The organism is Anaerotignum lactatifermentans (assembly GCF_014982935.1).
In the GTDB taxonomy this organism is placed as follows: domain Bacteria; phylum Bacillota; class Clostridia; order Lachnospirales; family Anaerotignaceae; genus Anaerotignum; species Anaerotignum lactatifermentans.
The window spans coordinates 14539-39182 of record NZ_JADCKK010000002.1; the positions used below are offsets into that span (position 1 = coordinate 14539).

The following is a 24644-nucleotide window of genomic DNA, read 5'->3' on the forward strand; positions in this document are numbered from 1 at the left end:
AAAGGGACGCATTTCTGCATCCCTCATTCGTTCTTATCCAATCAGATTGATTACCAGTGCCAGAATCATGAACAGAGCGCCGCCGATTTTTGTATATCTTTCCAAAGCGCCTTCCATAGAACTGCCTTTATTTTTGCTCCAGTATGTGTCGCCGCTGCCGCCGCCGCCAATTGCGCCCAGACCAGCAGAACGTTTGGACTGTAACAGAATGATTACACACAGTAATACAGATAAAATAACCAATACCACTGATAATACTAAACTAAGTGTTGCCATGTGTCAAAACCTCCCAATATTATTTGTAATGGTCATAAAAAACCATTCTCATTTTCAAACAGTAAAGGTATTGTATCATACTCACGCTCTGCCTGCAAGTCTTTTTCCAAAAAAGTCAGGCTTTCTAAGGCATTTTAAGAAAAATATCATTTTTCCGACAAACAAAAAACGGAAAAGATTTTTCTCCAATCCTTTCCGTTTCTTTCCGAAAAACAAACCCATGTATTTTGCTTATGCACGAACATACTTCGACAGATCTGCAAAAGGAATCTCGCCATAAGTCCAGCCGCTTTCTTTCAATTGTCCATGTGTCAGCGCGCCCACTTTTCCGTGGGTATTGGTATTGAGCAGCACCTCAAATACCAAATTGGCTGGAATCAGTGTTTTCCAATAAGATAAAATCTGTTCCTTTTTTTCCTTTTCTTTCAGTTCCAGTACAATGGTCAACCGATAAGCCCCATAATCCAGCTTTGCCTGATAATTTCCTGCACCACAAAACGTATCCAGCCATTCCTGCATCATGAAAAATGTATATGGTCTTCTGCTGTTCCAGTAGGAAAGCGCCCTTTCCCGCAAAATTTCTGTATCTTCCGTTTCCGAAACAGATAAGCCCATCATGGCTGCCCTGCGCAAAAGCCCTTTTCGTGTGGCTGTCAAAATCCATTGATCCTGCTCCATCTCCTGCTTTGCCTTTGCTTCTTCCTCCAGAATGTCTCCTTCGATTTCTCCTAACTTCTGAAATTCCACATATTCTGCCACAAAGTCAGGCAAATACTGCAAATATCTCTGTGCTGTCATGCCACCACCTCAAATTCTCCCAAAACAGGAATCTCATCCGCCTCCATCTGCAAATTGCTCCCCTGTCCATTGATGGTGCAGTTCTGCACATCAAGCACCCCTGTTGCCGCAAGAGCTGCCGATTCCAGATAGCTGATTCTTACAATGAGATACTCCGATTCCGCCCATGCTTTCCGCAGTTCCAGCAGATATGCTTCGATTCTTTCCTGTATCTCCCGCTTGCCGCTTTCCGTATCCGCACCTGCCTGCCAAGTAATCTCCATGGAAACATTGCATTTCACCTCTGTCACACCCGCCACTGTTACACGGTGTCCGATGGGCGCCATGCCATATCCTTCTCCCCGCTTCTCCGGGTCGATTTCTTTCTGCAAAGCCTCCAGTTCCATTTCCGTAGGTGCTTTCCATCCTTGGTCGATAATCACCAGCTTTACGGTACCACCGCCCTGCCATACAGGATAGACTTTCACGCCGCCCACATTCTGCAAAGCCCCAACTTTCAGCTTGTAGTCCGCAACATTTCCCCCAAAAGCGTCAGCTGAAAAACTGTCCATATACCGTTTTCGCAGCATATCGTCACTTTCTGCATCCTCGCCGTCTGTTCGCAGCTCTGTCAGCTTTGCCTCTGCCAGCCCTTCCAGATGGTTCACCGGCAGCAGTGTCCCCAGATAACTGTTGCCATCCTCTCCGGCTGTTTCGCATTCCAGCACCACTCTGCCGTTTTCTTCCATGAGAACCTGATAGTAATAGGGCTCCAGATAAAACCGTTCTCCCTGTTTCAGAGGATAAGCTTCTCCTTCTGCATCCACAAAGCTTCCGTAAAAAGTCGCCTTTGTTGCCTCTTTGCGAATCACGCCACGCTCTGCACATCGTCTGGTCAGATCATCCCCCGTTGCCGTATCCGCAAAGGTTCTGTCCTCCAGCATAGTCAGGTCTGCGTAAAAAGCCGCTGTTTCTGCCGCATTAGGTCCCATAGCATCGAAGATCAGACTCCCCTGCCGCCTATCCCTTTTGTCCTGGGTCATTGCCAGCTTTCTTTCCATCAATTCTTCATAGCTTTCGTACATTCAGATTTCCACCGTCCTTTCTGCCTCCAAATCCCCCCATATGGTCTGTACCCGAAAAGCCGCCGTTACACTACCCTTCTCTGTTTCAAAAGAAAAATCTGTTACCGTTTCGATACGGTCATCCGTAAGAAGCGCTTCCGTGATTCTTCTTTGCAGCTCTGGAATCACAAAACTGACTGCTTTTCCAAAAAGGTCTTCCAGTTCCACACCATAATTCCAGTCATAAATGACATATTTGTACCGTTCCGTCTGCAATATCTTGTAAACAGCCTGCTTCACCGCGTCCATGCCGTCCAAAGCCCCGCGAACTTCCTTTTTTTCTGCCGCCATACGGTATGTCATGGAAGGCATATGCTCTGATGTATCCAGTATCAATATTTCCGTTCCTGTAGGAATCATTGACCTCCTCCTTTCACCCTGTCCAGCACAATGTACTGCTGTCCGCCCGCTGCCTTTGCCAGCAGCACTTTTTCTCCTGCCTGCAAAGCCTTGCCCCGAATCATGCGATAAAAAGACCATCGGTCTCCTTCCGTATCTGTCCATGTGCGAATCTGCCCCAATTCCTCATGTTCCGTCACATTTCGGCTCAAAAGCAAAAACCTTTCTGCCAGCAAAGGACCATTTTCAATCTGAATGGAAAGGGGTGCCGCCGATACAATAGTTCCTGTGCAGAAATCCGCCAAACTGCCTCTGTCTACTGCCTCCAAAGCAATTTCTTTCAATAACTCGATCATTTCTCAACCCCCTCTTGCCTTTCTCACACCGGAAAGATGGGCTTCCCGTAGTTTTGTCGTCAACGCCTCCATGACCTGATTCACATCAGCACTTTCTCGTACCTGCCCAATGGAAATAGAAATCTGCTGCGTTCCTTCAGAAGTATTTTCTTTTTTCTGCCATTGCCGCAGCAGCCGCAGGATTTCTCCTTCTGTACCATCTGCCGCAAAAATTGGCGAAAGCAAGGTTTCTCCCATTTTCTCCATCCCTGTTCCAGCCATTTCTTCTGGCATTTTCATAGGTCTTTCTGTCTGTGCCATCCAAAAACTTTCTTCTGCTTTCCCAAACCTACTTTCCTGTATTCTCTTTCCAATGACTTCCATATTGGCAGCAATCTTCTTTTTTCTTTCCTCTATAAAAGAAATGTTTTCCCTTGCATTTTGTCCTTTTTCCAAAATGGTCATCAAATTTCTTTGAGAAACAGCCTTTTCCAAGGCATCCACTGTCGTTTTCCCATTCTCTGCCGAAAACTCTCTTCTAGGCAAAAACTTAATGATTTCTTTCATTACTTCATCATGTTTCGTTTCTTTTTCCTGAAAAGTACCAGCCTCCTCCGGCATCTTCAACCCCTTTTCCTCTGCTTCGTTCCAGACATCCATCCACATTTTCAGAAAAGATACTATTTCCATAACCTTACCCCCTTTCCGCCTCCTGCATTTTTTCTATTTCCAAATCAATGACAGCACAGTAAAACATCCGCTCTGCCAAATCCATCTGCACCCATTCCTTTGGACGCACCCCATATTTTCGGAGGGCATAACTGGCATAATCTGCCTCGTCAATGCCCTCCCGTATCAGTTTTTTGCCGTTTCTCTCCGTTCTGCCTTTCGCTTCTGAAATCCGTTCAGTGCCATAACTGCCTTTTGCAGCCGCAGATATTCTGCTGGTGTCAGCATTTTTTGCAGTACCTCCGCACTGCTTTTTGCCCCATAGCTTTCCCATAACTTTCTGTCCTGTAAGTCAGGAAAAACCACTGCCGCCGCACAGAGATTTTCTTCTGTTTCTCTCTCCATTTTTCGCAGTTCCGCTTCTCTTACCGCCCGAATTTCCCAAAGCAGCTCCCCATCTCCAAATCTATCAGACACCATGATTCTTTCATTGGACGGCAGATAGCAGTTCTCCTGAAAAAAACATTCCAGCTCTCTCATGTTACTCCTCCACTCTCATTTCCAACTTCATTTTGTGTTCCCCATCTTTGAAAATATGGGTGGACTTCTCAATGAGGCTCATTTTCGCAATGCCAATCTCCGCCAGATCTGGAATTTCCAAATATACTGACTGTCCTGCTGTCAAAAACAAATCCCCATTGATGTTCTCCACTGTCAACTCCTTCACCACACGGCATTTTTCCTGCAAAACGCTTTCAGCCATTTCCTTCAGCTGAGCTTCTGTTAAGGTAAAGGGCACATGGGCGTAATACTGCAATTTTCCCCATGTTCCCACCTTCTCCGCATTTTCTGCCTGAAACGCCAGATGTTCTGTTTCCTTTCGTCCAGCTTGATAGAGCTTCACCGCATTGCAGGTATCTTTGCTGATGTCCGTCCGATACCAGTAATCACTGATACCTCCGTCACAGCGAAGCACCCCATTTGTCACCAACTCCTGCCGTTCCCGTAACATCAGCCTGCCGCCACCATCAAAGAAAAAATATTCCTTTCCCGTTGCTTTTTCCGCCAAGTCCAAAGCCGACTGAATCATATCCAGCAGCGTCTGCCCTTCCTCAATCCGCTGGGGAATCTTCCATCCCGTATCCGTCATGGTTCCCACTGGCAGCCCAGCCCCTGCGGCAATCATTTTTGCCACTTCCGTTGCTGTCTTGTCCCAGTACACATAGGTATCCTTGTTTTTCGCCAGATAAAAGAGCATGTCATAAGCCGTCACCGCAATGATCTGGGCTGAAGTTCTCTCCTTCGTCATAACCCAGCCCGCAAACCGCAGCAGCCCGTCCACATAAAACTGCACCTTGTCCCCTTCCACAAAGTTCAAAATACCATCGCGTACCACCGAAAACCGCAGACAGCCCGCTTCCATGCGAATACTCTGGACAAGTTCCACACCTTCCAATGTCACCGGCGTGGCATCATATACCGTACCATTATGGGCAATCAAAATCCGAAATTCCATTCCTTCGCCCCCTTACAGCTTAATGACCTGTCCTGGATAGATCAAAGAAGGATTGCTGATGCCGTTTTTCTTTGCCAGTTCTCCAAATTTCGATCCATCCCCCAGTTCCTTCTTTGCAATATTCCAAAGGTTATCTCCTTTTTTCACCACATAAGTTTTCGCCATTTCCTTGGCAGGACGCTGAGCAGGCTGTTTTTCCAGTGTATTTCCGCCGCTTGCGGGTCTGTAAGCAATACTCTGCATTTTCCGGTATTCCTTCAGGGAAATTTCCACCCAAAAATCCCCCTGTTCGCCGCCCTGTTCCACAATGGTGTATTCCTCCAGACCCATTTCCACATTGCTGCAAAAAATCTGACTGCCATCCGCCAGCCTGCGGAAAATGATGAGCTGTACAGGCTTTTGGGCTTTTTTGTAATCTTTCAGCCGTTCCAGAAAATAAGACGGCTCTCGAAATCCTTCTTCCACCTGCACAAAATGATACTGCCTGCCGGGAAACAACGCCCGAAACCGCACTTCTTCCAGTCCGGCGTTTTTCAGCAAATTTGCCTGCCCCATCTGTAAAATCTGTACTGTCTCATTGCAGTTTCCTACTTTCGTCTGCACCTGTGACGGCGTCACGGGGAACAAAAACTGTGTTTCCCCCTGTTTCAAATAAAATCGGTACAATCTCGTCCCCCCTTACTGATTCACCGCTTCCACGGCATCCTGCAAAGCGGCAAATTCCCCAGCCGTCAGCATTTTTTCCAGCAGATTTTCCGCCCCCATAACGCCATAGCTGTCCTGCAAATCCGCCCCTTTCAGGTCAGGAAATACCACAGAAGCCGCCAGCACCATGCTTTCATATCTTTTCGGATTTTCGCCGCTTTTCTTCCAGATTTCCGCGTTTTCCGCCTGAGAAATACCGCAAATTTTCCATAACATCTCTTTTCCATCCAGCTGAAACCTTGGTGCAATGGAGCACTCCGTTTCTCGAAAAGCCTTTGCATTTTCTTTGTAAAACGCTTCCTGCATACTTCTCCTCCTTTTTATCCCTGCCGCCCGCCCATTTTCTTACAGTTCGTCAAAAGCATCCAGCAGATCCGCATCCCCAAAGGTAAATGTCATATCTTCCTCCAAAGCAAACTGATCCACATCCAGCTTCCCGATGACCATTTCATCAATGTTCACATCTTTGAGCAGCACTGTCTGTTTTCCTGTTTCCCCCGTAGGATCTTCGTTTGTCAGCATCAGTTCAAAGTATGTGTCCACGCCATTTTTCATATAATCCAGCATCACCTTGCGGAACAGACTGGAAACATAATACACCGTCATTTTTCCAGTGCCTTCCCAGCCGCCGCTTTTGTGCTGTTTCCCTGTCAGCCCCAGAATGGGAATTTCCGTTCTGGTTTTCTTTACGATAGCTGTCACGTTTTTCACCTGCATCAATTCGTGACGCTCTCCGTCAATTCTGGCGTAACAAGTGCCCAAGGCACCGTTTACCGTATCTTTTGCCCGTAAATATGCCATACTTCTCCTCCTTTTACACAACTTCCACTCTCATGTACAGTTTTTCCATGGCGTCGGTGGGCTGTACGCTTTCATATACCACCACATCCTGTTTTTCCACGCCCTGCTGCACCGTAATGTCCTCCGCCGTAAAGTTTTCGATTGCCTCCAGCTGCAACAGCTGTTCATGGTAGGCAATGATTTCCGCTTTCAGCAGATTTCTGCCGTCAGCGTTGTTGCTGCGCTTACCCAGATAATACTGGCTGAAAATCCTTGCCACATCATTGGCAATGCTGTCCAGCACCCTTACCACACGGTTAGAGGAAAAATCACTGTTTTTGTTGCTTTCAAAAGAAGTGAAACAGTTGATGTCACGCAGTACACGCACCTCGCCGCCGTCATCGTAAAACAGGAATTTCCCTGCCTGAATCCCCTTGATGAAATTGCTTTTGGTGTCTTTTGCATCCACTTCATATTCCCCGTCATACTTGCGGTTGGTCAGACTTTCGTTGACAGCCGCGCCAGCTTCCATGCCCGCTGTCCAGCAAACCAGTTCTTTCGATGTGCCCACAGAAATGATGCCCTCGTAATCCGCTTGAGGATAATCATAAAGCACTGTCACAAACTTCACGCCTTCTTCATCTCTCAGACGTTTTGTAAAGCTCACAAACAGCTTTTTCGTCACCTCGTCTGTACCATTATACGCCAGCACATTGAAATCTTCTTTTTCCGCCGCCGCCAGAAAATCTGTGTATCCGCTGCCGGAAACCTCCTCTGTGGTACCGCCAGTCAAAGGGGTTGCCGCTGTAGGTGTCAGTGCACCGGTACCGTTGAATTTCACAAACTTGTTTTCTTCCAGACTGTCAATGTCTGCCACGGTCTGTACATCCACCTGTTCCATTTCCATATAGGTAGCCACGTCAAACATGCCTTCTTCGTCCACGTTTTCCGCCACCACCACACGCAGGTCATTGCCTCTCAAACCGCCATATTTCGCTGTCACTGTCAGTTCTCCGATTTTTGCCGTTGCCGCTGTCCCGCTGTTAATGCGATAAATCTTCGCTGTTTTCGCCCCACAGAACAGCTCTCGCATATCCTTCATTTTGTCATGGCTGTATCCAAAACCAAATACCTCCATGGCCTTTGTCTGGAAATCTGCCGCTTCCACAGCCATCATTTCCTGAGGACCCCAGTCCAGTTCCATACCCATGCAGACCACGCCTCTTTCGCCCATAACGCCCATGGCTCTTGGTCTGGATACAAAATTGATGTACGCCCCCGGCAATACCTTGTTCTGCACCAAAAAGGTGCCGCCGCCTAATGCCATATTACTTCTCCTCCTTTACTTTCCCCTGCAAATATGCCTCTGCCGCCTTTGCGGCTTCTTCCTTTGTATACCTTTTTCCATCCTCCAGCACTGCTTCCAGCAAATCCCTGCCATACCCCAGTGTTTTGCTTTCCAAAAGCTGCGCCTTTTCAAACTTCGTTTTCTTCATATCCAATCACCTTTTCCCCGTTGTATTCCAGCCGCTCCATAAGGGCTTCCTGCTGTTCCACAATGATCTGCCAGCCATAGGTAACAAAAAAATCCACGCCGTCCTCTGTCATGGTATGGGACATACTCCTTGCCCCAAATCGCTCCGCACTGCCCACCAGCCAAAGCACCTCATACAACCCATCTGCCACTGCAGCCGCCGTTTCCTTTTTGTCTTTTTCTTCTGCCCCTGTGTAGCGCACTTTCAGCTTTGCCTCCACTTCCCTGCGCCTGCCAAGCAGTCTTTTCTGATTAGTTTCTTCCACCGTCACAGAAAAACAGGGTACTTTCGCCTTTTGTGGCACACGCTCTCCATACACAGAAATGGAAAATCCTTCTTTTAACGTCTGTATCACTGCCCGTTTCAGCAGTGTCATCATATCTTTTCTTTCCATCACGCATCCACCCCCCCTTAAAAGGGACACTTCCGTGTCAATACCGTTTCTTTGTGGGTGCTGTAAGAAAGGGTTTCTCCCGTGGTAAAAAAGATGACCTCCCTGCCATCTGGCTTTGTCACTTCCACCTGACTGCCTGCCGCAATGTGATTTTCCGTAGGATATAACAATACCCCTTCCCATTGCCCATAAGCCAGCAGCCCCTCAATATCACTGCCGTCCCCTTCTTCCACCAGCCTGCAAGTCATTTCTTTCCCCTGCACAGCGCTGAAACGGGTCTCCCCCCAAGACGTTTCTTCTTCTGTAAATTCCGTCACACGGCACTTGTCCGTAAAATAGCTTTCCACAGCCCTTTTCGCCGCCTGCCAGCTTCCTGCCATGGTATCCCCCCTTTTCTCACCACTGCATCTTTCGAAAACGGTTCAGTTCCTCCTGATAATGTAGCAAAAATGCCCCTGCCGTATCTGCTCCGTCTGCAAATGTCACAGAAACCTTTCCTTCTGTAATTTCCTTGATGCCGCCTTCCTGCAAACCGCCTTTGTCATAGATTTCCAATCCGATACAAACACAAACGTGTTCCAATTCCGCTGGAACTTCTTCCAGATTGCAGTAAGCCTGCACCATTTCCATACTTCTCTCTGCCGCAAAGGCAAGGGCGGCATCTTCCGCCCCCACCTGCCGCAGTTCTGCCATTTTTGCCAAAATCGCTTCTTTCATGGCTCCACCGCCTTTATTCGGCGCTGTTTACGCTGACCAGCACACCTTCCATGCCGTTGTCTGTGATCCACAGATCATGGTATTTTCTGTAGTCGATTTTCCACGCGTTTGCGTTCTGGTTTGTCATGGGGTCAAAAATACGTGTCACATCGGTTTTAGAAACAGCAATGGGTGCCTGTCTCACGGCAATGATCCAGTTGATGTCTTTTGCATCTGCCGCCGCCACAAAACCGCCTGTTTCCTTACTTTCGGAAACGCCGTCGTAAAAATCATATTTTGTTTTGAATCTGGCAGAAGGCACACGAATGATAGGACAACCATCAATTTCCTTCACCTTCAGTGTCATGTTGCCCTGGGTAAATTCACCGCTTTCAATGACGTTGTTGCCGCCCTTCGCCAAATCCAGCATACCAGCCACCTTCGCGGACATAGTCACAACGATTTCTGCGCCATCCCCCACCAGATCACGAATTTCTGTCATATCATTCAGCAGTGTTTCCAGAATGGTATCTGCCGCTGGTGTGTAATCTTTTTTCTTACCTTTTGTTTCTGCCAGCTGGGCAATGGTGCTGTAACGATAAGCGTCAATTTCAGGAATAACTTTTGTTCTCTGGAATTCCCCCATGACATTGCCTGCCACTGCCGCAAAATTAGTTTCGTCCACATCCATGGCGTCCACCTGGAAAGCACGACCTCTGTCCTGTGTCAGTTTCTTTGTTTCGTAGTTGACAGTCACACTGCCTGTGGCAAAGCCTTTGTCCCTGTCATAATTTCCCAAACCGCTCAGCTCCATTTTGGGAATCTTCACTTCTGCGCCGCCGCTGTACTGCACCTGTCCGGCGTTGTCCTCCATCCAGCCGCTGGTAGCACATTCCACCATCTGACTGTCCAGTTCCTGCATAAATACTGCTGCATATTCCATTGTGTTGATGCTCATATTCTCTCCCCCTTATCTTCTCAGCGCTTTTCTGAATGTCTGCGCAATCTCGTTTTCCTTTGTTGTTTTCTTTTTGGTATAAGCCGCCTGAAAACCTGTGCCTTTTGTCTTTTCCTCTTTTTCATTGAACAGATAAGGCGCTTCGGCTTTCACCGCTTCCAGATCCAGCCCTTCCAGTTCCCCTTTTTCGTTCATTGTCACTTCATCTGCGTCAATGAGTGCCAGAATGGCTTTGGCATTCTTGCCGCCGGCTTCCAAAATGGCTTTTTCCATAGCCGCGATTTTTTTCGCGTTCTGCAGGGCTTCTTCTGCCAGTGTTTTTTCTCTTTCCAGTGCCGCACTTTTTTCTGTCAGCAGTCTGTTTCTTTCTTCCAGCGCCAGCAAAAACTGTTCCACCTTTTCCGCTGTTTCCGGGCTCTGAATCCCCAATCTCTGCATCAATTCCTGTGTCATGTTGTTTCCTCCTTCTTGCTTCTTTCTCTCTTCAACTGTTCCATCTCACTGTTCACATCCTCCACAAAAGGATGTTTGCCCAGCAGTGTCTTTTCACTGACAAGTCCTTGGGACTCTCGAATCATCTGTACGGTCTCCAGATCATCCGTAATGCCGCTGGTGTTCAGCTGTACCTGAATTTTCCGCCAGTCCCTTTGCCCGCCATCTCTGCGGTTCCAGTCCTCTGTAGCAAATCGCAGCACTTCTTTCACCGCCCTGCGAATCTCCGGCATAACGCCGTTGATTTTCAAATAAAACATGGCATACTGAAACTGCAACGCCACACCACTGGGTGCCTTTCCCCAGTCCTCACTGTCCGTATCAACACCCATGCCAAAATGAAAAATATCCTTCCGCAGCATCTTCATCCAGCTCATGCGGCTTTCCACAGGCAGTTCCACCTGCTTTGCCTCCACATGTCCGCTGCTATCGCTGATCTGCACTGCCTTGTTGATCTGCAATTTCTTCGCCATAGCGCCTGCCGCTTCGCCGCCATAGCCTTGAATGACCCAGTATAAATCCACCAAGTCCAGCAGATTGTTGGTTCCTTCGCTGCTCAGCAAATCGTAAGCATCCACCAGCCCTTTGATGAGCTCCAAATCCGTGGTTTCCTCGCCGTTATTCTGCAAAGGAATAAAAGGCAGCCGCCCCCAGTTGTGTGCAATCCGTTCTACTTCCTCGCCGTTTTCCTCTTTTGTCACCAGCCAGTGAGGCACCTGTTTTTTCTGTAAAAATTCCCCCTGACTGTTTTCAGAAAAATAGGTCACATCGTCTTTTGTCCACCATTCCACCTGCCTGCGGAGATGTTCTTTCCCATCCTCCAGCACTTTGATGTCGTAGTATCGAATAACGTCGGTCATTTCCTCCTGATGTACCGCGTCATAGCAAACAATCAGTTCTTCCGCCGGCACAATACAGGTGCAGAACTCCCCATCCTCGTTGTAATACACATGGAGATATTCCACCCCTTTGTTTGCCGCGCCCACTACCCAGCGATGCAGCAGCCGATTGAACCCCGCATCACAAAATGCCGCCAGTTCTCCTTCGTATTCACTTTTTCCCTCACCTTTCACCATGATGGTAGGCTCTCTCCCCACCAAGTACGCCGCTTTCTGGGCTACCAGCGTATGATGAAAAGGATTTACATTGTGGTGATTGCTGCGATTGGGATTAAAAAATGGTTTCAATTCCTCTGCGCCATTTTTCGTTTCTGAAATGGTTGTCCTGCGAAAATCCTTTCGTAAAATATCATGGTCGCAGCGGTAATATCTCTCTCCCTCCCGCATTTTTCGTTTCTGTTCGCTCTGGCTGTCCTCCCGCAGAATCTCCTGTAAAATCCTGCTTTGACTGAGCCTGCCTTCCGCCGTCAGTCTGGCTTTGAGCAAATCCATTTCCGATAAATACATGCTTTCTCCTTTCTGCCAAAATGCTTCTATCAAAAACCGCCTGCTCTCCTTTTTCAATTCCTTTCTCAAATTTCAACAGACGATTTCTCCCTGAAAAACCCTTTGGCAAAATTTCTTTTTCTCTTCTACCTCTAAAATTCCCCTTCCTATGCCGCCCTATCTGCTCACATTTCCAACATCCTCTTATCTTTACCAAATCCGCACCGGTCGCATATCTCTTTCCCGACTGTACCTTACCGCATCTATGGCATGATTGTTTCTGTCTGGGAAATAAGCCTTCCAGCCCCCATTCCCATCGCTTTCCAGCTCATATTCCGTAAATTCCTTTGCCGTCATAGGACACCGCTTCGGGTCAATGACAATTTCCTCCAAATCCTGTAACCACTTCATGCCATAAACCACACTGTCAGGACCTTTTTTCGCTCCCATGGCAGATATGCCGTATTCCTGCAATTCGGCAATAGATTTCGGCTCGGCGCTGTCGCAAACCACCAACTCATTTCCTTTGTTTTCTTTCTGGATCTCTGCCGCCAGCAGTCGATTGCTCATGCCAACCTTATGCAATTCAAAGAAAATATACAGCCGCCGTCTGGTACTGTCGTAATGGTTCACAGTATAGTGCAAGGGGTCTACGGCATATCCCCAGTCCAAGCCCCTTGCCACATGGTCAAAGGTTCTGATTTCTTCTTCTGTGATTTGCCGTAAAACGATATTGTGGAATACCTCGCCACCGCATCCCACGGCTTCCCCCAGATATTCATGTCGGTAGCTTTCGTTGTGCCGCTTTTCCATATAAGCCGCTTCCAGAAAAAACTGCTCTCCCAGCCATTCCTTGGGCATGGTCTGATAGGTGCTGTGATGTACCAGCTTGTCCTCTCGTTCTTCCGCCGCTTCCCCATTAACCCAGCTTTGGAGGCTTCTGGGCGGATTAAAGGAGTAAAACACCACAAAATCCTCTCCACCTCGCATCAGGCTCTGGTTAATGGTGCGAATTTCCCCCATTCCTGAAAACTCATCCACTTCCTCGTACCAGATGTATTTCACATATCCTTCCCGAAACTTGGCAGACTTGATTTTTCTGGGCTTGTCTGCCCCTTTGAAAATGATTTTTTGTCCGGTCTTTTTGTAAACCATTTCCATAGGGGACAGCTTGCTTTCCCATTGATCTTCCACCCCCAGACTGCGGATCGCCCACCAGAGCTGTTCAAAAACGCTGTCCTTTAGGTTTACCGCCACCTTTCGCAGCACCACGGCGTGGGCTTTCGGGTCAGCCATCATCCCCAATATGATTTCCAGCGAAACAAAAGAAGATTTTCCACTGCCCCTGCCGCCTTTTAGCCAGTAATGCACATGCCTGTGGGCTGCAATGTCCCGATGCACCTCGTAAAACGCCGGTCCAATGAGAGAAGAAAGGAATATTTTTTTCTCTTTCACCCTTCTTCCCTCCCAATGTCATCGATGATGATGACTCGGCTGTTTTCCGTTTCCTCTTTCGCAAAAGCCCCGTTCCGCCTGCCCAGCAGTTCCGCCGCACGCATACGGGTCTTAATGTCCGTTTCTTCACTGCCCCGCATGGTTTCCGTCAGAAAAGCCAGTATCTCATCCCCCGGTGCAATTTTCCCTTCCTGTTTTTTCTGACTGGAAGGTATCACTTCCTTTTCCATTTCTGCCAGAAAAGCCCGAATTTTCTCTTTTTGCAATAGCTGTTTTCCGTAACTTCCGCTTGCATATCCCGCCGCTTTTGCCGCTTCTGCCGCTGTCATGCCCCCTGCATATGCCCTGCAAAAGTCTTTTTCCTTCTCACTCAATGTTTCATGGGACATCTCCTCCCTCCTTTGCTTCTTTTGTCGGCCGCAAACAAATCCTATCACACCAAAACTCTCAAAAAGTCCCAACTTCCTATCTGTTAATTTTTTTCACGTTTATCACAAAAAAATCCGTCCGATTCCAACTTATCCGCCAATTCCGTCAATATCCTGTCATGAATGCGGAAACAAGTAGACCGCCCCATATTCAGCTTCAAAGCAATGTAATCATATCCATATCCCTTTTGATACCGTAAAAACAGCAGCTCCTGTTCCTCCTTAGACAACAGTGCCACCATACCATCAATTTTTCTTTTTTCTGTGAGTTTTCGTTCAATTTCCTCCTGCAAAACAGCAATGTTGTGGTCATAGGCTTCCTCAATTAGAGAAAATCCCTTTTCCATGCTCCTGCTTTTCACCTCTGCCGCCAACCCTTCACATTCTGCTTTCAGCCGCAGAATTTTGCGGATTTCTTCTTGTTTCCTTCCGCATTGGTCTAAACTTGCTCCCCATTCCAAAAGCATCCGCTTCACCTTTCCTCTGGTGCTTTCGGCTTCTTTCTGCAAATACGCATGCATTTTGGATACATCTTCCTTCTTCCCCATAAACACCCAGCTTTCGTTAATTATTTTCACATAAACTGTAGAAAATCGTGATGCTTCTGCTTTATTTTCTGTAAATCACTATATTTTATCGACAATTCTCGACAAAATCCTGCAATAGTATTCACATTACGAAAAGTAACAATGTTTTTAATCACGATTTGACTATGTTTTTATCATCATATCACGAACATCTGTTCATGTCAACTTTTTTCACAAATTCCGTTGTCTTTTTTTCTTTCTTCTGTTATACTGAACGAAAATATATAGGAGGTTTTGTATATGTTTCAAAAAGTGAAATTCAAAGAACAGTTGCAAAAACTCATAGGCAATTCCACCACCACCGAATTTTCTGAGCGTACAGGCTTTAACCGCACATATCTGTCCAAATACCTGAACCTGCGTCTGGATCGTCCTCCTTCTCCTGATCTGCTTCGTGCCATTGCCGGTCCCGAGGTATCTTATGAAGAATTGATGGTATCCTGTGGTTATCTGCCAGCGGAAAGCTTCTCTTTGCGTCATTCTGTGCGGATTCCCATTTTGGGTGCCGTTCATGCGGGCATGCCAGCCCTTGCCGTGGAAAACATCGAAGGCTATGAAACCGTAGACGCTTCGGAAGTTTCAGCCTGCCATGAATATTTCTATCTTCGCGTCCAAGGTGACAGTATGATCAATGCCCGCATCTATCCCAATGACCTTGTTTTTGTCCGCAAACAGGATGATGTGGAATCCGGCGACATTGCCGTTGTCATCATCGACAACGAAACAGCCACCCTCAAACGTGTGCTGAAAAAAGATGGTCTGCTGATCCTGCAAGCAGAAAATCCCGCATATGCGCCCATGGTTTTTACGCCTGCTGAACTTCCCTGCCTGCACATCATCGGTAAGGTGCTCCATGTAAAATTCAAGCTGTAATTTGTCTATTTCCAAAGGCACAAAAAACCAGAAATTCAATTCTTTTCTGAATTTCTGGTTTTTCTCGTGTTTTTTTCACATTTTATGGAATCAGCAATTCCTGTCCGCATACAATATGATTGGGATTATCCAGTCCATTGGCATTCATGATTTTTTCTACACCATTTCCATCACCATAGTATTTCTGGCTGATGCTGCCTAATGTTTCCCCGGCTTCCACAACGTGTATCCGTCCTTCTGTTTTCTGAGTTTCTTCCGGTTCTTCTGTTTCTTCTTCTGCCGCCGCAGTCATGCGCGGTGCAAAAGCCGCCTGTACTTTCACATCCTCCACATTCTCCGCCAGTACCGTATAAGAATCCTGTACCATGGCCATTTTCGTTTCCAGATCTTCCAGCCTGTTCAAATTGCTGAATAGCCCATATCCCAGACAAAGACAAATCACGCATAAGATGCAGCTTACACTGGTCAGCATGGTATACTTGCTCCGTTGTGCCGCTTCCGCCTCTTTTGCCCGTCGCTGCAATACCCGCCGGATTTCCTGTGCCGCGTCAATACGTTCTTCTGGTGTGGGACGCCGCCTTCTCCGTGGACCTTCCTGTGATTTTATTTCTTCTTTTTCCATCTTTGCCTGTTCTTCATTCTCTGATTTTTCTTCTGGATTTTTCGCCTCTTTGGGCTTCACCACACTGTGATCCAACATGTATTCCTGCATTTCTTCATTCTTTTCGTAGTAAACAAAATACCCTTTTGCCTGCTGTAATACGTCCGCTTCTTCGTTGTATATGTAGAAAGTATCCAGCTTGTCCACAGGGTCTACCACAAAAAGCACCTGCCATGGCTCTTGAAAATATAACTTGTGAAACGCCTCATCCTTAGACATGAGAAAGGCGCCAAATCCCGGCTGACAATGTACCCAGCCCACCAGCGTCATCCCCTGGAAATACTTGTCCATCTGACTGCCCACATATTCCCATGTTGCCGCGCTGAATGTCAGTGTACCATTTTCCTCTGTGGCATCTTTCCCCTGAATGGCACCGCAGATCATGAGAATTTCTTCTCCGTCTATCTCAATCTGCCTGCCTACCAGTGCCGCTACCTTTTCCGTACAGCTGTGACTTTTGCCATATTGATATAAGTATGTATACACATAATCCTCTACATAGATTTTCCGTCTATGGTCAACGGCGCCCATCTGCTTTACTTTTGTGGGAAATGTAAAGGGCTTTTCATCGGAATGATATCCGTATAGATTGCTGTCCCCATCGAAATAATACCGCATCTTTTTTCCTCCTTGGTTTTGCTATGTCATTTCTTTATGAAATATAACACCTTTTCCCTGCAAAACCTGTCAAAGGCTGTCGCACCCTCTTTTTTTCCTACCGCATTTCTCTGCAAAAATAGACATTTTTCCCACAAAAAAAGCTGGAATCCTTCGTATTTCAAGAACTCCAGCTATCTGCATTTTCTTACATCAACGGCGCCAGCAATTTCAATGCTTTGCCGCAAATTTTCTGTATTATATTTCCTTTTCTGTAATCTGCCATGGTCACTTCCTGACATTCTGCCAATGTATGTTCAAAATCCTTTTCGATTTCTTCAATGACTGGCAGATTAAATAAAAAGGCACCGCATTCAAAATGCAGATACAAACTGCGGTAATCCAGATTAATGGTTCCCACAACGGCTTTTCTGCCGTCGCTGGAAAATACCTTTGCGTGCACAAATCCCGGCGTATATTCAAAAATCCGTACTCCAGCTTTCAATAACTGAGGATAATGGGTCTTTGCCAAAGCAAAAGGCATTTTTTTATCTGGAATATGCGGCAAAATCAACTTCACGTCCACACCTCTTTTTGCCGCGTAACATAATGCCGTTTCCATTTCATGGTCGATAATAAGATATGGCGTCATAATATGTACATAGTCCTCCGCCCGGTTGATGATGTCCATATAAACCGTTTCCCCAATGAGTTCCCGGTCAAAAGGACTGTCCCCAAAAGGCAGAATAAAGCCGCTGTCATCCTGTATGCCGCAATTTTCTTTCTGTAAATACTTACCGAAATCTTCGCATTTTTCCGTAACATTCCACATCTGCAAAAACATCTGTGTCAGCCCTTCCACCCCATCGCCTTCCAGCATGATGGCTGTATCTTTCCAGTGCCCAAAGGGAGCACGACGGTTGATGTACTCATCCCCAATATTCACGCCTCCGGTAAATCCCACTTTTCCGTCAATGACCAGTATTTTTCGGTGATCGCGGTTGTTATAATGGGTGGATAATATGGGCAAAATAGGCGAAAACATTTTGCATTGAATGCCCATTTTCTTGATTTCATCAGGGTAACGGTAAGGCAAATAGTTAAATGCGCAAGTGCCGTCATACATCAAACGTACCTCCACACCTTCTGCCACTTTTCGCTGCAAAACCTCCAATACTTTCGCCCACATATACCCTTTTTCCACAATAAAATATTCCAGAAAAATAAATTTTTCAGCTTTTTCCAATTCCTGCAGCATGGCTTCAAACTTGTTTTCCCCTAAAGGAAAATATGTCACTTTCGTATTCTGATATACAGAAAAATTTCCATGCTTACGGATGTAGTCTGCCATCCTTGCAGTTCCTTTGTCCCGCTTCGCTAGCTTCTGGGCAATTTCTTCATCTTGCGTAATATACTTTGCCGTCTGCTTATAAAGGGTTTCCAGCCGCTTTTCCAAAATCCGCTGTCCCGGATGGGTTTCCACATAAAAATAAAACAATCCACCCACAACGGGCGAAATCATGATAATGACCACCCAGGAAAGCTGCATAGCAGGATTTGACGGACGATTCAGCACAATAAAAACAAGTGCCAGTGCAATGATTAAATGCCCCCCAAAGAAATAAGGTGCACTTTTTCGGAAATAGTCAAATACCCAAAACATTAAGATCAGCTGAATCAAAATCAGTACCAGCACCACTGCGGAACGTCCGAAAATCACATGCAGTACACCGCTGCGCCCTTTTTCCAATAAACCATTTTTGTTGTTTGCCCCTGCATCGTTCATGCTTTTCCCTCGATTTTATTTCGAATTTCCTGCATCCGACAATCCATAGCGGAAATTACGTCAGCGCATTCTTTCAATTCTGCCACAATTTCTTCTGAATGTTCCACATCCTTTTTGTATTTTACCTTGTGTTCCAGACTTGCCCAGAAATCCATAGCAATGGTACGGAACTGTACTTCCACCTTCATGTGTTTCTTTCCAGAAGAAAGGAAAATGGGAATATCCAAAATCAAATGTAAACTCCGGTATCCGTTGGGTTTGGGATTTTTGATGTAGTCTTTTACATCCACCAGAATGATGTCATCCTGTCCCGTCAGCATGCTGGCAATGGCATAAATGTCATCGCAGAAAGAACAAATGACGCGAATCCCGGCAATGTCAAATAAATTCTTTTCCATGCTTTCAACAGATAATTCAAAACCTTTTCGTTTCATTTTGTTGATGATACTCAACGGCTCTTTGATTCTGGATTTAATGGATTCAAAAGGATTGCGCTGGTATTTTGCCGCAAATTCCTCATTCAAAACATTCAGCTTTGTTTCCACTTCCATCAAAGCACATTGATATTCCATCATCAAGTCCATAAAAGGTCTTGCCTTTTTCAAAATCAATTCAGGATGTTCCATCTGCATAATATCTTTAAATTGAAAATCCAATTCCGGCACGATACTCACCTTCCTATTTTGTTTTCTTGCAGTATACCATATGTCATACAAAAAGTCTATTTTTTGCGCTTTTTCTCACGAATTTCTTATGCAAAAATCATATACAGCCCCTTGAAAATCCATATTTTCCCATATATGATTTTATTTTTCGCCTAAATTTTTTTCATTTATCTTTCTTCCGATTTTTTCCCATTTCCACATTTCATCCACTGTTTTTTGCCCTAAATGTAATACCGCATAAACTGCCGCATCCGTTTTTCCACAAAAAAAGGCTTCCCTTTCGGGAAGCCCTTTGTAGCAAACGAATTAGTTTGTAGCTTTGTTAGCTTTGTATTTTCTGATAGCATCAGCCAGTTTAGGCAGGATCTGTTTAACGTCACCTACGATACCCAGGTCAGATACTTCGAAAATAGGAGCTGTGTCGTTTTTGTTGATGGAGATTACCAGTTCGGAACCTTCCATACCAGCTACGTGCTGGATAGCACCGGAGATACCGCATGCCATGTACAGGTCAGGACGTACTGTTTTACCTGTCTGACCAACCTGACGATCTTTTTCGATCCAGCCAGCGTCTACACATGCTCTGGAAGAACCAACTTCTGCGCCCAGTGCATCTGCAACGTCTCTGATCATGTCGAAGCCCTGAGGACCGCCGATACCACGACCGCCGGAAACGATCAGTTTAGCTTCTGTCAGGTCAACAGATTTCTTATCGGATTTAACAACTTCCAGAATTTCAACGTTCATGTCTGCTTCTGTGAAGTCAACGTCAAATTTGATCAGTTCGCCTTTTCTTGTTTCGTCCTTGTCGATTCTCTTCATAACGCCAGGACGTACTGTAGCCATCTGAGGTTTTGTTCTAGGGCACATCAGTGTAGCCATGATGTTACCACCGAATGCAGGACGAGTCATCAGCAGAGCTCTTGTAGGATCTGCGCAACCCATGGATGCTTCTTTGTCATATTCTTCCTGTGTTTTAGCCATTCTCAGACCTGTTGTATCAGCAACCAGACCTGTTCTTACACGGCTAGCTACACGAGGTGCAACGTCACGACCGATGGAAGAAGCGCCGAACAGCATGATTTCGGGATCGAATTTTTTGATGATTTCTGTAACAGCTTTTGTATAAGGTTCTGTTACATATTCTTTCAGGTAAGGATGGTCAACCAGGATTACCTTGTCTGCGCCATAGTGGTACAGTTTGTCAACTTCGCCTTCGATACCGCTGCCCAGCAGGACTGCATATACATCATCTTTCAGATCTGCTTTCAGTCTTGTAGCTTCGCCGATCAGTTCCAGACCTACGTTCTGAACCTTACCGCTTCTTTGTTCAACTACTACATAAATACCATTACTCATTGTAGGGTTTCCTCCTTATATTCCAAATTTTCGTATTAGCTTCTTTTTCAGCAGAAACAGCGTTTTTCTGCTTCTTTCCGTCCTTAACAAACGGATCCGCAAGCATTCATCAGATGATGAATTTTTCTTCCAGTTTAGCAACGATTGCTTTAACAGCTTCGTCTGCGGACAGGTCTTTCAGGATTGTACCAGCGCCTTTTACTTCTTTTGTGAAGGACTGATATACGTTTGTAGGGGAACCCTTCAAGCCGATCATATCCAGTTCCAGGCCATCTTTCAGAGCTTCGAAGTCCAGAATCTTGATTTCTTTTTCGTAAGCTTCTACGATACCTCTAACTGTCATGTATCTAGGTGTTGCCAGTTCTGCGATAGCTGTCAGCAGGCAAGGAGTTTTGATTTTGATGATGTGGTAGCCATCTTCGAACTGTCTTCTAACTACTACATAATCTTCTGTAGCTTCTTTGATTTCTTCAACATAAGAAACCTGAGGAACATGCAGTTTTTCAGCAATCTGAGGACCAACCTGAGCTGTGTCACCGTCGATTGCCTGACGACCTGTGATGATCAGATCGTAACCGATTTTCTTCAGAGCAGCTGCCAGGATACCGGATGTAGCGTATGTATCGGAACCACCGAATTCTCTGCCGGAAACCAGGATAGCTTCGTCACAACCCATAGCCAGAGCTTCTCTCAGAGCAACGTCTGCCTGAGGGGGACCCATGGATACTACTGTAACTGTGCCGCCCAGCTGTTCTTTCAGAGTCAGAGCAGCTTCGATACCTGTTTTGTCGTCGTGGTTGATAATAGAGGGAACACCGTCACGGATCAGAGTGCCGGTTTTAGGATCAATTTTAACTTCAACTGTATCTGGTACTTGTTTAATGCATACAACGATTTTCATTATAGTTCTCCTTCCAAAATATTAGTAATTTAGCTTCGTCATCTAAATTTGAGAATATCTACTAGATCAAACCTTCATGGAGCCGGAGATGATCATCTTCATAGCTTCGTTTGTACCTTCGTAGATTTCTGTGATTTTAGCGTCACGCATAGCTCTTTCAACGGGATATTCACGGCAGTAACCGTAACCACCGAACAGCTGTACGCACTGTCTTGTAACTTCGTTTGCTACATCAGATGCGAAGTATTTGCACATAGCAGCATAAGGAGCGTAGTTGCCATGGTTGTCTTTTTCAGTAGCAGCTCTCCATACCATCAGTCTAGCAGCATCAACTTTTGTCTGGCATTCAGCAAGTTTGAACTGTGTATTCTGATATTTACCGATGGGTTTGCCACCCTGTTTTCTTTCTTTAACATATTTCAGTGTTTCATCAATAGCACCCTGTGCGATACCTACGGACTGAGCACCGATACCGATACGACCGCCGCCCAGAGCTGTCATAGCGATCTTGTAGCCCTGACCTTCTTTGCCCAGCAGGTTTTCTTTGGGAACTCTTACGTTTTCATAGATTACTTCACAGTTGGAAGCAGCTCTGATACCCATACGTTCGATGTTGGGACCAACTGTCAGACCTTCGTAGCCTCTTTCTACGATGAAAGCGGACATACCTTTAGGACCTTTGGATTTGTCTGTCAGAGCGAATACGATGAAGATATCAGCAAAACCGGAGTTTGTTGTGAACATCTTTGTACCGTTCAGTACATAGTAGTCGCCATCAAGTGTAGCTTCTGTACGTACGCCAGCAGCGTCTGTACCAGCACCGGGTTCTGTCAGACCAAAGCAGCCGATCTTAGAACCGTCAACCAGAGGTCTCAGATATTTCTGTTTCTGTTCTTCTGTACCAAATTCATTGATACAAGGGCAGCAAAGAGATGTATGTACGGACAGTGTGATACCTGTGGAAGCATCAACTTTGGACATTTCTTCCATGCACAGTGTGTATGTCAGAACGTCTGCACCCTGACCGCCATATTCTCTGGAATAAGGAATACCGAACGCACCGATTTTCTGCAATTTCTGCAGCAGTTCAGCAGAGTATTCTTCTTTTTCGTCCATGTCCTTTGCGATGGGTTTAACTTCTGTTTCAGCAAATTTTCTGAACAACTCTTGCTGAAGCATCTGAGTTTTTGTCAATTTGAAATCCATTTAATATTCCTCCTATTTTTTAATAAATTTAAAGCAACCGTCCTTGCGCCCCGGTCGCTTTATAAAAACAACCTACATCCGACGCTGCCGTCATGAAGTCCACATTCGCTTTTTTGCATCTCAACAGAAAAGCATTTGTGCGCTTCTAAAAGAACTATACCATTTTTGTCTAAAAATTGTCAACATCTTTGTCGATTAAATATTAGATAAAAAACGGTCACAATTTATGGTAATACCGACAGTTCTCACTGTCTTTTCGCCACAAAAAAACCAACAAAAATCCATGGTTCTTCCGGCATCTTCCTTTCGCCTCTTTTACCCAAATTCTCTTGCCTTCAGCCACGATCGCTTCTCGATTCTTCCGGAAAATGTCCGTTCCATGGATCTGTGAATGGCAAAGAAACCTTTGTTTTTCTCAATACTTTGTATGCGAAATATACTGCCGAAAAAATAACACACTGCCTGCTGATTTTGTGTGTTCCTTGTCTTTTTGCTTAACCCTACTTTACACTATTGTCTTTTCTCTGTCAATATCCCCACTGTCTCCAACATGGTTTTTGCCCTTATGTTGTCATACAAGCATTGTGTACTTTTCATAATGAACATCCCTTGCTTTTTCCTTCTTTTCCCAATCTTTCGGGCTTTTTCCCTTTTTTTCGGTAAAAAATAAACCTTTTTCTTTCCCTCGAATGGGCTTCTTCCCTGCCATGAACCGTTCTTATCACATTTTTTCATACCGTCATATTTTTGTGAAAAATTACGCTAAATATCCTTTTGTCCCCTTTCTCCTTTTTTGTCTATTCTTCCGAAACAGAAAATATTTCTTTTCGTCATTCCGTTTCCATTTCTTCCTTAATATATGGCAGCACACAAAAAAGGAGTATCCCTAAGGATACTCCTTTTGCATTTACCGTATGGAGTTGAAATTATTCGATAACTTCTACTACGGAACCTGCGCCTACTGTTCTACCACCTTCACGGATAGCGAAACGCAGACCCTGGTTCATAGCAACGGGTGTGATCAGTTCGATTGTCATTTCAACGTTGTCGCCAGGCATGCACATTTCTGTACCTTCGGGCAGAGAGATAACGCCTGTAACGTCTGTTGTTCTGAAGTAGAACTGAGGTCTGTAGTTGTTGAAGAAAGGTGTATGACGGCCACCTTCTTCTTTGCTCAGAACGTAAACCTGTGCTTTGAATTTTGTATGAGGTGTGATGGAACCGGGTTTAGCCAGAACCTGACCTCTTTCGATTTCGTTTCTCTGAACACCACGCAGCAGAACACCGATGTTGTCACCAGCTTCAGCCTGATCCAGCAGTTTTCTGAACATTTCTACGCCAGTTACAACTACTTTTCTGATTTCGTCTGTCAGACCAACGATTTCAACTTCGTCCTGTACTTTAACAACGCCGCTTTCTACTCTACCTGTAGCAACTGTACCACGGCCTGTGATGGAGAATACGTCTTCGACGGGCATCAGGAAAGGTTTGTCTGTGTCACGTTCGGGTTCGGGAATGTAGGATTCGATTGCATCGAACAGTTCGATGATCTTGTCGCCCCAAGGACCAGCGGGATCCTGCAGAGCCTGGAATGCGGAACCTCTGATGATGGGAATATCATCACCGGGGAATTCATATTCGTTCAGCAGTTCTCTGATTTCCATTTCAACCAGATCCAGCAGTTCTTCGTCTTCAACCATGTCGCATTTGTTCATGAATACAACAATGTAAGGTACGCCTACCTGACGGGACAGCAGGATGTGTTCTCTTGTCTGAGCCATAGGACCGTCTGTAGCAGCTACTACCAGGATAGCGCCGTCCATCTGAGCAGCACCTGTGATCATGTTTTTAACATAGTCAGCGTGACCCGGGCAGTCAACGTGTGCATAGTGTCTTACAGGTGTTTCGTATTCAACGTGAGCTGTGGAGATTGTGATACCACGTTCTCTTTCTTCGGGAGCTTTGTCGATGTTTTCGAAAGCAACTGCTTCACCGATCTGATATCTTTCATGCAGTGTTTTTGTGATAGCTGCAGTCAGAGTTGTTTTACCATGGTCAACGTGACCGATAGTACCAATATTCATATGAGGTTTGGTTCTTTCAAATTTCTGTTTTGCCATTTTTAAATATCCTCCTTTAAAATTT

General features: G+C 45.7%; 31 protein-coding genes. 1 reads left to right on the forward strand and 30 read right to left on the reverse strand.

Translation table 11 applies throughout. The features are described from left to right. Positions 1 to 33 precede the first annotated feature (33 nt). From secG to INF29_RS00845, 22 genes are all read right to left on the reverse strand, one after another. A complete protein-coding gene (gene secG, locus INF29_RS00740) occupies positions 34 to 276 on the reverse strand; it encodes a preprotein translocase subunit SecG (protein WP_072850344.1) in 243 nt (80 codons plus the stop codon). Positions 277 to 507: 231 nt separating this feature from the next. Further along, positions 508 to 1074, reverse strand: a complete 567-nt coding sequence (locus INF29_RS00745) for a putative phage tail protein (RefSeq protein ID WP_193484067.1) — start codon at positions 1072 to 1074, stop codon at positions 508 to 510. Further along, positions 1071 to 2138: a baseplate J/gp47 family protein gene (locus tag INF29_RS00750; protein ID WP_193484068.1), complete on the reverse strand. Its 1068-nt coding sequence runs from the start codon at positions 2136 to 2138 to the stop codon at positions 1071 to 1073. Before INF29_RS00750 ends, INF29_RS00745 begins: the two co-directional genes overlap by 4 nt. Continuing rightward, on the reverse strand, positions 2139 to 2537 hold the full coding sequence (locus tag INF29_RS00755) for a DUF2634 domain-containing protein (protein WP_193484069.1): 399 nt from the start codon (positions 2535 to 2537) through the stop codon (positions 2139 to 2141). Continuing rightward, positions 2534 to 2872: a DUF2577 domain-containing protein gene (locus tag INF29_RS00760; protein WP_193484070.1), complete on the reverse strand. Its 339-nt coding sequence runs from the start codon at positions 2870 to 2872 to the stop codon at positions 2534 to 2536. The genes INF29_RS00755 and INF29_RS00760 overlap by 4 nt, the downstream gene beginning before the upstream one ends. 3 nt (positions 2873 to 2875) lie before the next feature. Then, positions 2876 to 3541 carry a hypothetical protein gene (locus INF29_RS00765; RefSeq protein ID WP_193484071.1) on the reverse strand — a complete coding sequence of 222 codons (666 nt, stop codon included), beginning with the start codon at positions 3539 to 3541 and terminating at the stop codon, positions 2876 to 2878. A 165-nt stretch (positions 3542 to 3706) separates the two neighbouring features. Beyond that, positions 3707 to 4060 carry a phage tail assembly chaperone gene (locus INF29_RS00770; protein WP_193484072.1) on the reverse strand — a complete coding sequence of 118 codons (354 nt, stop codon included), beginning with the start codon at positions 4058 to 4060 and terminating at the stop codon, positions 3707 to 3709. A 1-nt stretch (position 4061) separates the two neighbouring features. Beyond that, on the reverse strand, positions 4062 to 5036 hold the full coding sequence (locus INF29_RS00775; RefSeq protein ID WP_193484073.1) for an XkdQ/YqbQ family protein: 975 nt from the start codon (positions 5034 to 5036) through the stop codon (positions 4062 to 4064). 12 nt (positions 5037 to 5048) lie between these two features. Then, a complete protein-coding gene (locus INF29_RS00780) occupies positions 5049 to 5702 on the reverse strand; it encodes a LysM peptidoglycan-binding domain-containing protein (protein WP_193484074.1) in 654 nt (217 codons plus the stop codon). A gap of 12 nt (positions 5703 to 5714) precedes the next feature. Further along, positions 5715 to 6047, reverse strand: a complete 333-nt coding sequence (locus tag INF29_RS00785) for a phage tail assembly chaperone (protein WP_193484075.1) — start codon at positions 6045 to 6047, stop codon at positions 5715 to 5717. Positions 6048 to 6086: 39 nt separating this feature from the next. Then, positions 6087 to 6542: a phage tail tube protein gene (locus INF29_RS00790; RefSeq protein WP_022254322.1), complete on the reverse strand. Its 456-nt coding sequence runs from the start codon at positions 6540 to 6542 to the stop codon at positions 6087 to 6089. Between the two features lie 13 nt (positions 6543 to 6555). Next, complete coding sequence (locus INF29_RS00795) at positions 6556 to 7848, reverse strand: phage tail sheath family protein (protein WP_193484076.1); 1293 nt, start codon at positions 7846 to 7848, stop codon at positions 6556 to 6558. A gap of 1 nt (position 7849) precedes the next feature. Continuing rightward, positions 7850 to 8017, reverse strand: a complete 168-nt coding sequence (locus tag INF29_RS00800) for a hypothetical protein (protein ID WP_087989091.1) — start codon at positions 8015 to 8017, stop codon at positions 7850 to 7852. Continuing rightward, on the reverse strand, positions 7998 to 8450 hold the full coding sequence (locus tag INF29_RS00805; protein ID WP_193484077.1) for a phage tail terminator family protein: 453 nt from the start codon (positions 8448 to 8450) through the stop codon (positions 7998 to 8000). Before INF29_RS00805 ends, INF29_RS00800 begins: the two co-directional genes overlap by 20 nt. 17 nt (positions 8451 to 8467) lie before the next feature. Then, positions 8468 to 8830, reverse strand: a complete 363-nt coding sequence (locus INF29_RS00810) for a hypothetical protein (protein ID WP_193484078.1) — start codon at positions 8828 to 8830, stop codon at positions 8468 to 8470. 16 nt (positions 8831 to 8846) lie between these two features. Next, the gene (locus tag INF29_RS00815) at positions 8847 to 9167 is read right to left on the reverse strand and encodes a head-tail connector protein (RefSeq protein ID WP_193484079.1); all 321 of its coding nucleotides are present in this window, start codon (positions 9165 to 9167) and stop codon (positions 8847 to 8849) included. A gap of 13 nt (positions 9168 to 9180) precedes the next feature. Next, complete coding sequence (locus INF29_RS00820; RefSeq protein WP_193484080.1) at positions 9181 to 10104, reverse strand: hypothetical protein; 924 nt, start codon at positions 10102 to 10104, stop codon at positions 9181 to 9183. Between the two features lie 12 nt (positions 10105 to 10116). Further along, the gene (locus INF29_RS00825; RefSeq protein WP_193484081.1) at positions 10117 to 10557 is read right to left on the reverse strand and encodes a phage scaffolding protein; all 441 of its coding nucleotides are present in this window, start codon (positions 10555 to 10557) and stop codon (positions 10117 to 10119) included. Next, the gene (locus INF29_RS00830) at positions 10554 to 12035 is read right to left on the reverse strand and encodes a phage portal protein (RefSeq protein WP_243184053.1); all 1482 of its coding nucleotides are present in this window, start codon (positions 12033 to 12035) and stop codon (positions 10554 to 10556) included. Before INF29_RS00830 ends, INF29_RS00825 begins: the two co-directional genes overlap by 4 nt. Positions 12036 to 12191: 156 nt before the next feature. Continuing rightward, complete coding sequence (locus INF29_RS00835; RefSeq protein WP_072850377.1) at positions 12192 to 13436, reverse strand: PBSX family phage terminase large subunit; 1245 nt, start codon at positions 13434 to 13436, stop codon at positions 12192 to 12194. Next, complete coding sequence (locus tag INF29_RS00840) at positions 13433 to 13825, reverse strand: terminase small subunit (protein WP_072850379.1); 393 nt, start codon at positions 13823 to 13825, stop codon at positions 13433 to 13435. The genes INF29_RS00835 and INF29_RS00840 overlap by 4 nt, the downstream gene beginning before the upstream one ends. An 83-nt stretch (positions 13826 to 13908) precedes the next feature. Then, a complete protein-coding gene (locus tag INF29_RS00845; protein ID WP_072850381.1) occupies positions 13909 to 14412 on the reverse strand; it encodes a sigma-70 RNA polymerase sigma factor region 4 domain-containing protein in 504 nt (167 codons plus the stop codon). 279 nt (positions 14413 to 14691) lie between these two features. Here INF29_RS00845 and INF29_RS00850 point away from each other — a divergent pair, with 279 nt between their 5' ends. Continuing rightward, complete coding sequence (locus INF29_RS00850) at positions 14692 to 15324, forward strand: LexA family protein (RefSeq protein ID WP_193484082.1); 633 nt, start codon at positions 14692 to 14694, stop codon at positions 15322 to 15324. A gap of 82 nt (positions 15325 to 15406) precedes the next feature. On the opposite strand, the gene INF29_RS00855 is transcribed toward INF29_RS00850, so the two are convergent. From INF29_RS00855 to tuf, 8 genes are all read right to left on the reverse strand, one after another. Next, positions 15407 to 16603 carry a LysM peptidoglycan-binding domain-containing protein gene (locus INF29_RS00855; RefSeq protein WP_193484083.1) on the reverse strand — a complete coding sequence of 399 codons (1197 nt, stop codon included), beginning with the start codon at positions 16601 to 16603 and terminating at the stop codon, positions 15407 to 15409. Between the two features lie 187 nt (positions 16604 to 16790). Next, positions 16791 to 18368, reverse strand: coding sequence for a cardiolipin synthase (gene cls / locus INF29_RS00860; protein ID WP_193484084.1), 1578 nt, complete (start codon positions 18366 to 18368; stop codon positions 16791 to 16793). Further along, positions 18365 to 19000, reverse strand: coding sequence for a GTP pyrophosphokinase (locus tag INF29_RS00865; RefSeq protein ID WP_072850395.1), 636 nt, complete (start codon positions 18998 to 19000; stop codon positions 18365 to 18367). The genes cls and INF29_RS00865 overlap by 4 nt, the downstream gene beginning before the upstream one ends. A 339-nt stretch (positions 19001 to 19339) precedes the next feature. Further along, a complete protein-coding gene (locus tag INF29_RS00870; protein WP_193484085.1) occupies positions 19340 to 20392 on the reverse strand; it encodes an electron transfer flavoprotein subunit alpha/FixB family protein in 1053 nt (350 codons plus the stop codon). A 109-nt stretch (positions 20393 to 20501) separates the two neighbouring features. Next, a complete protein-coding gene (locus tag INF29_RS00875) occupies positions 20502 to 21293 on the reverse strand; it encodes an electron transfer flavoprotein subunit beta/FixA family protein (RefSeq protein ID WP_087989101.1) in 792 nt (263 codons plus the stop codon). 66 nt (positions 21294 to 21359) lie between these two features. Further along, positions 21360 to 22499 (reverse strand): acyl-CoA dehydrogenase family protein, encoded by a 1140-nt coding sequence (locus INF29_RS00880; protein ID WP_072851238.1) that lies wholly within the window; start codon positions 22497 to 22499, stop codon positions 21360 to 21362. 571 nt (positions 22500 to 23070) lie between these two features. Further along, a complete protein-coding gene (locus tag INF29_RS00885; protein ID WP_193484086.1) occupies positions 23071 to 23208 on the reverse strand; it encodes a hypothetical protein in 138 nt (45 codons plus the stop codon). 217 nt (positions 23209 to 23425) lie between these two features. Next, positions 23426 to 24619, reverse strand: coding sequence for an elongation factor Tu (gene tuf / locus INF29_RS00890; RefSeq protein WP_087989102.1), 1194 nt, complete (start codon positions 24617 to 24619; stop codon positions 23426 to 23428). Positions 24620 to 24644: the final 25 nt, after the last annotated feature.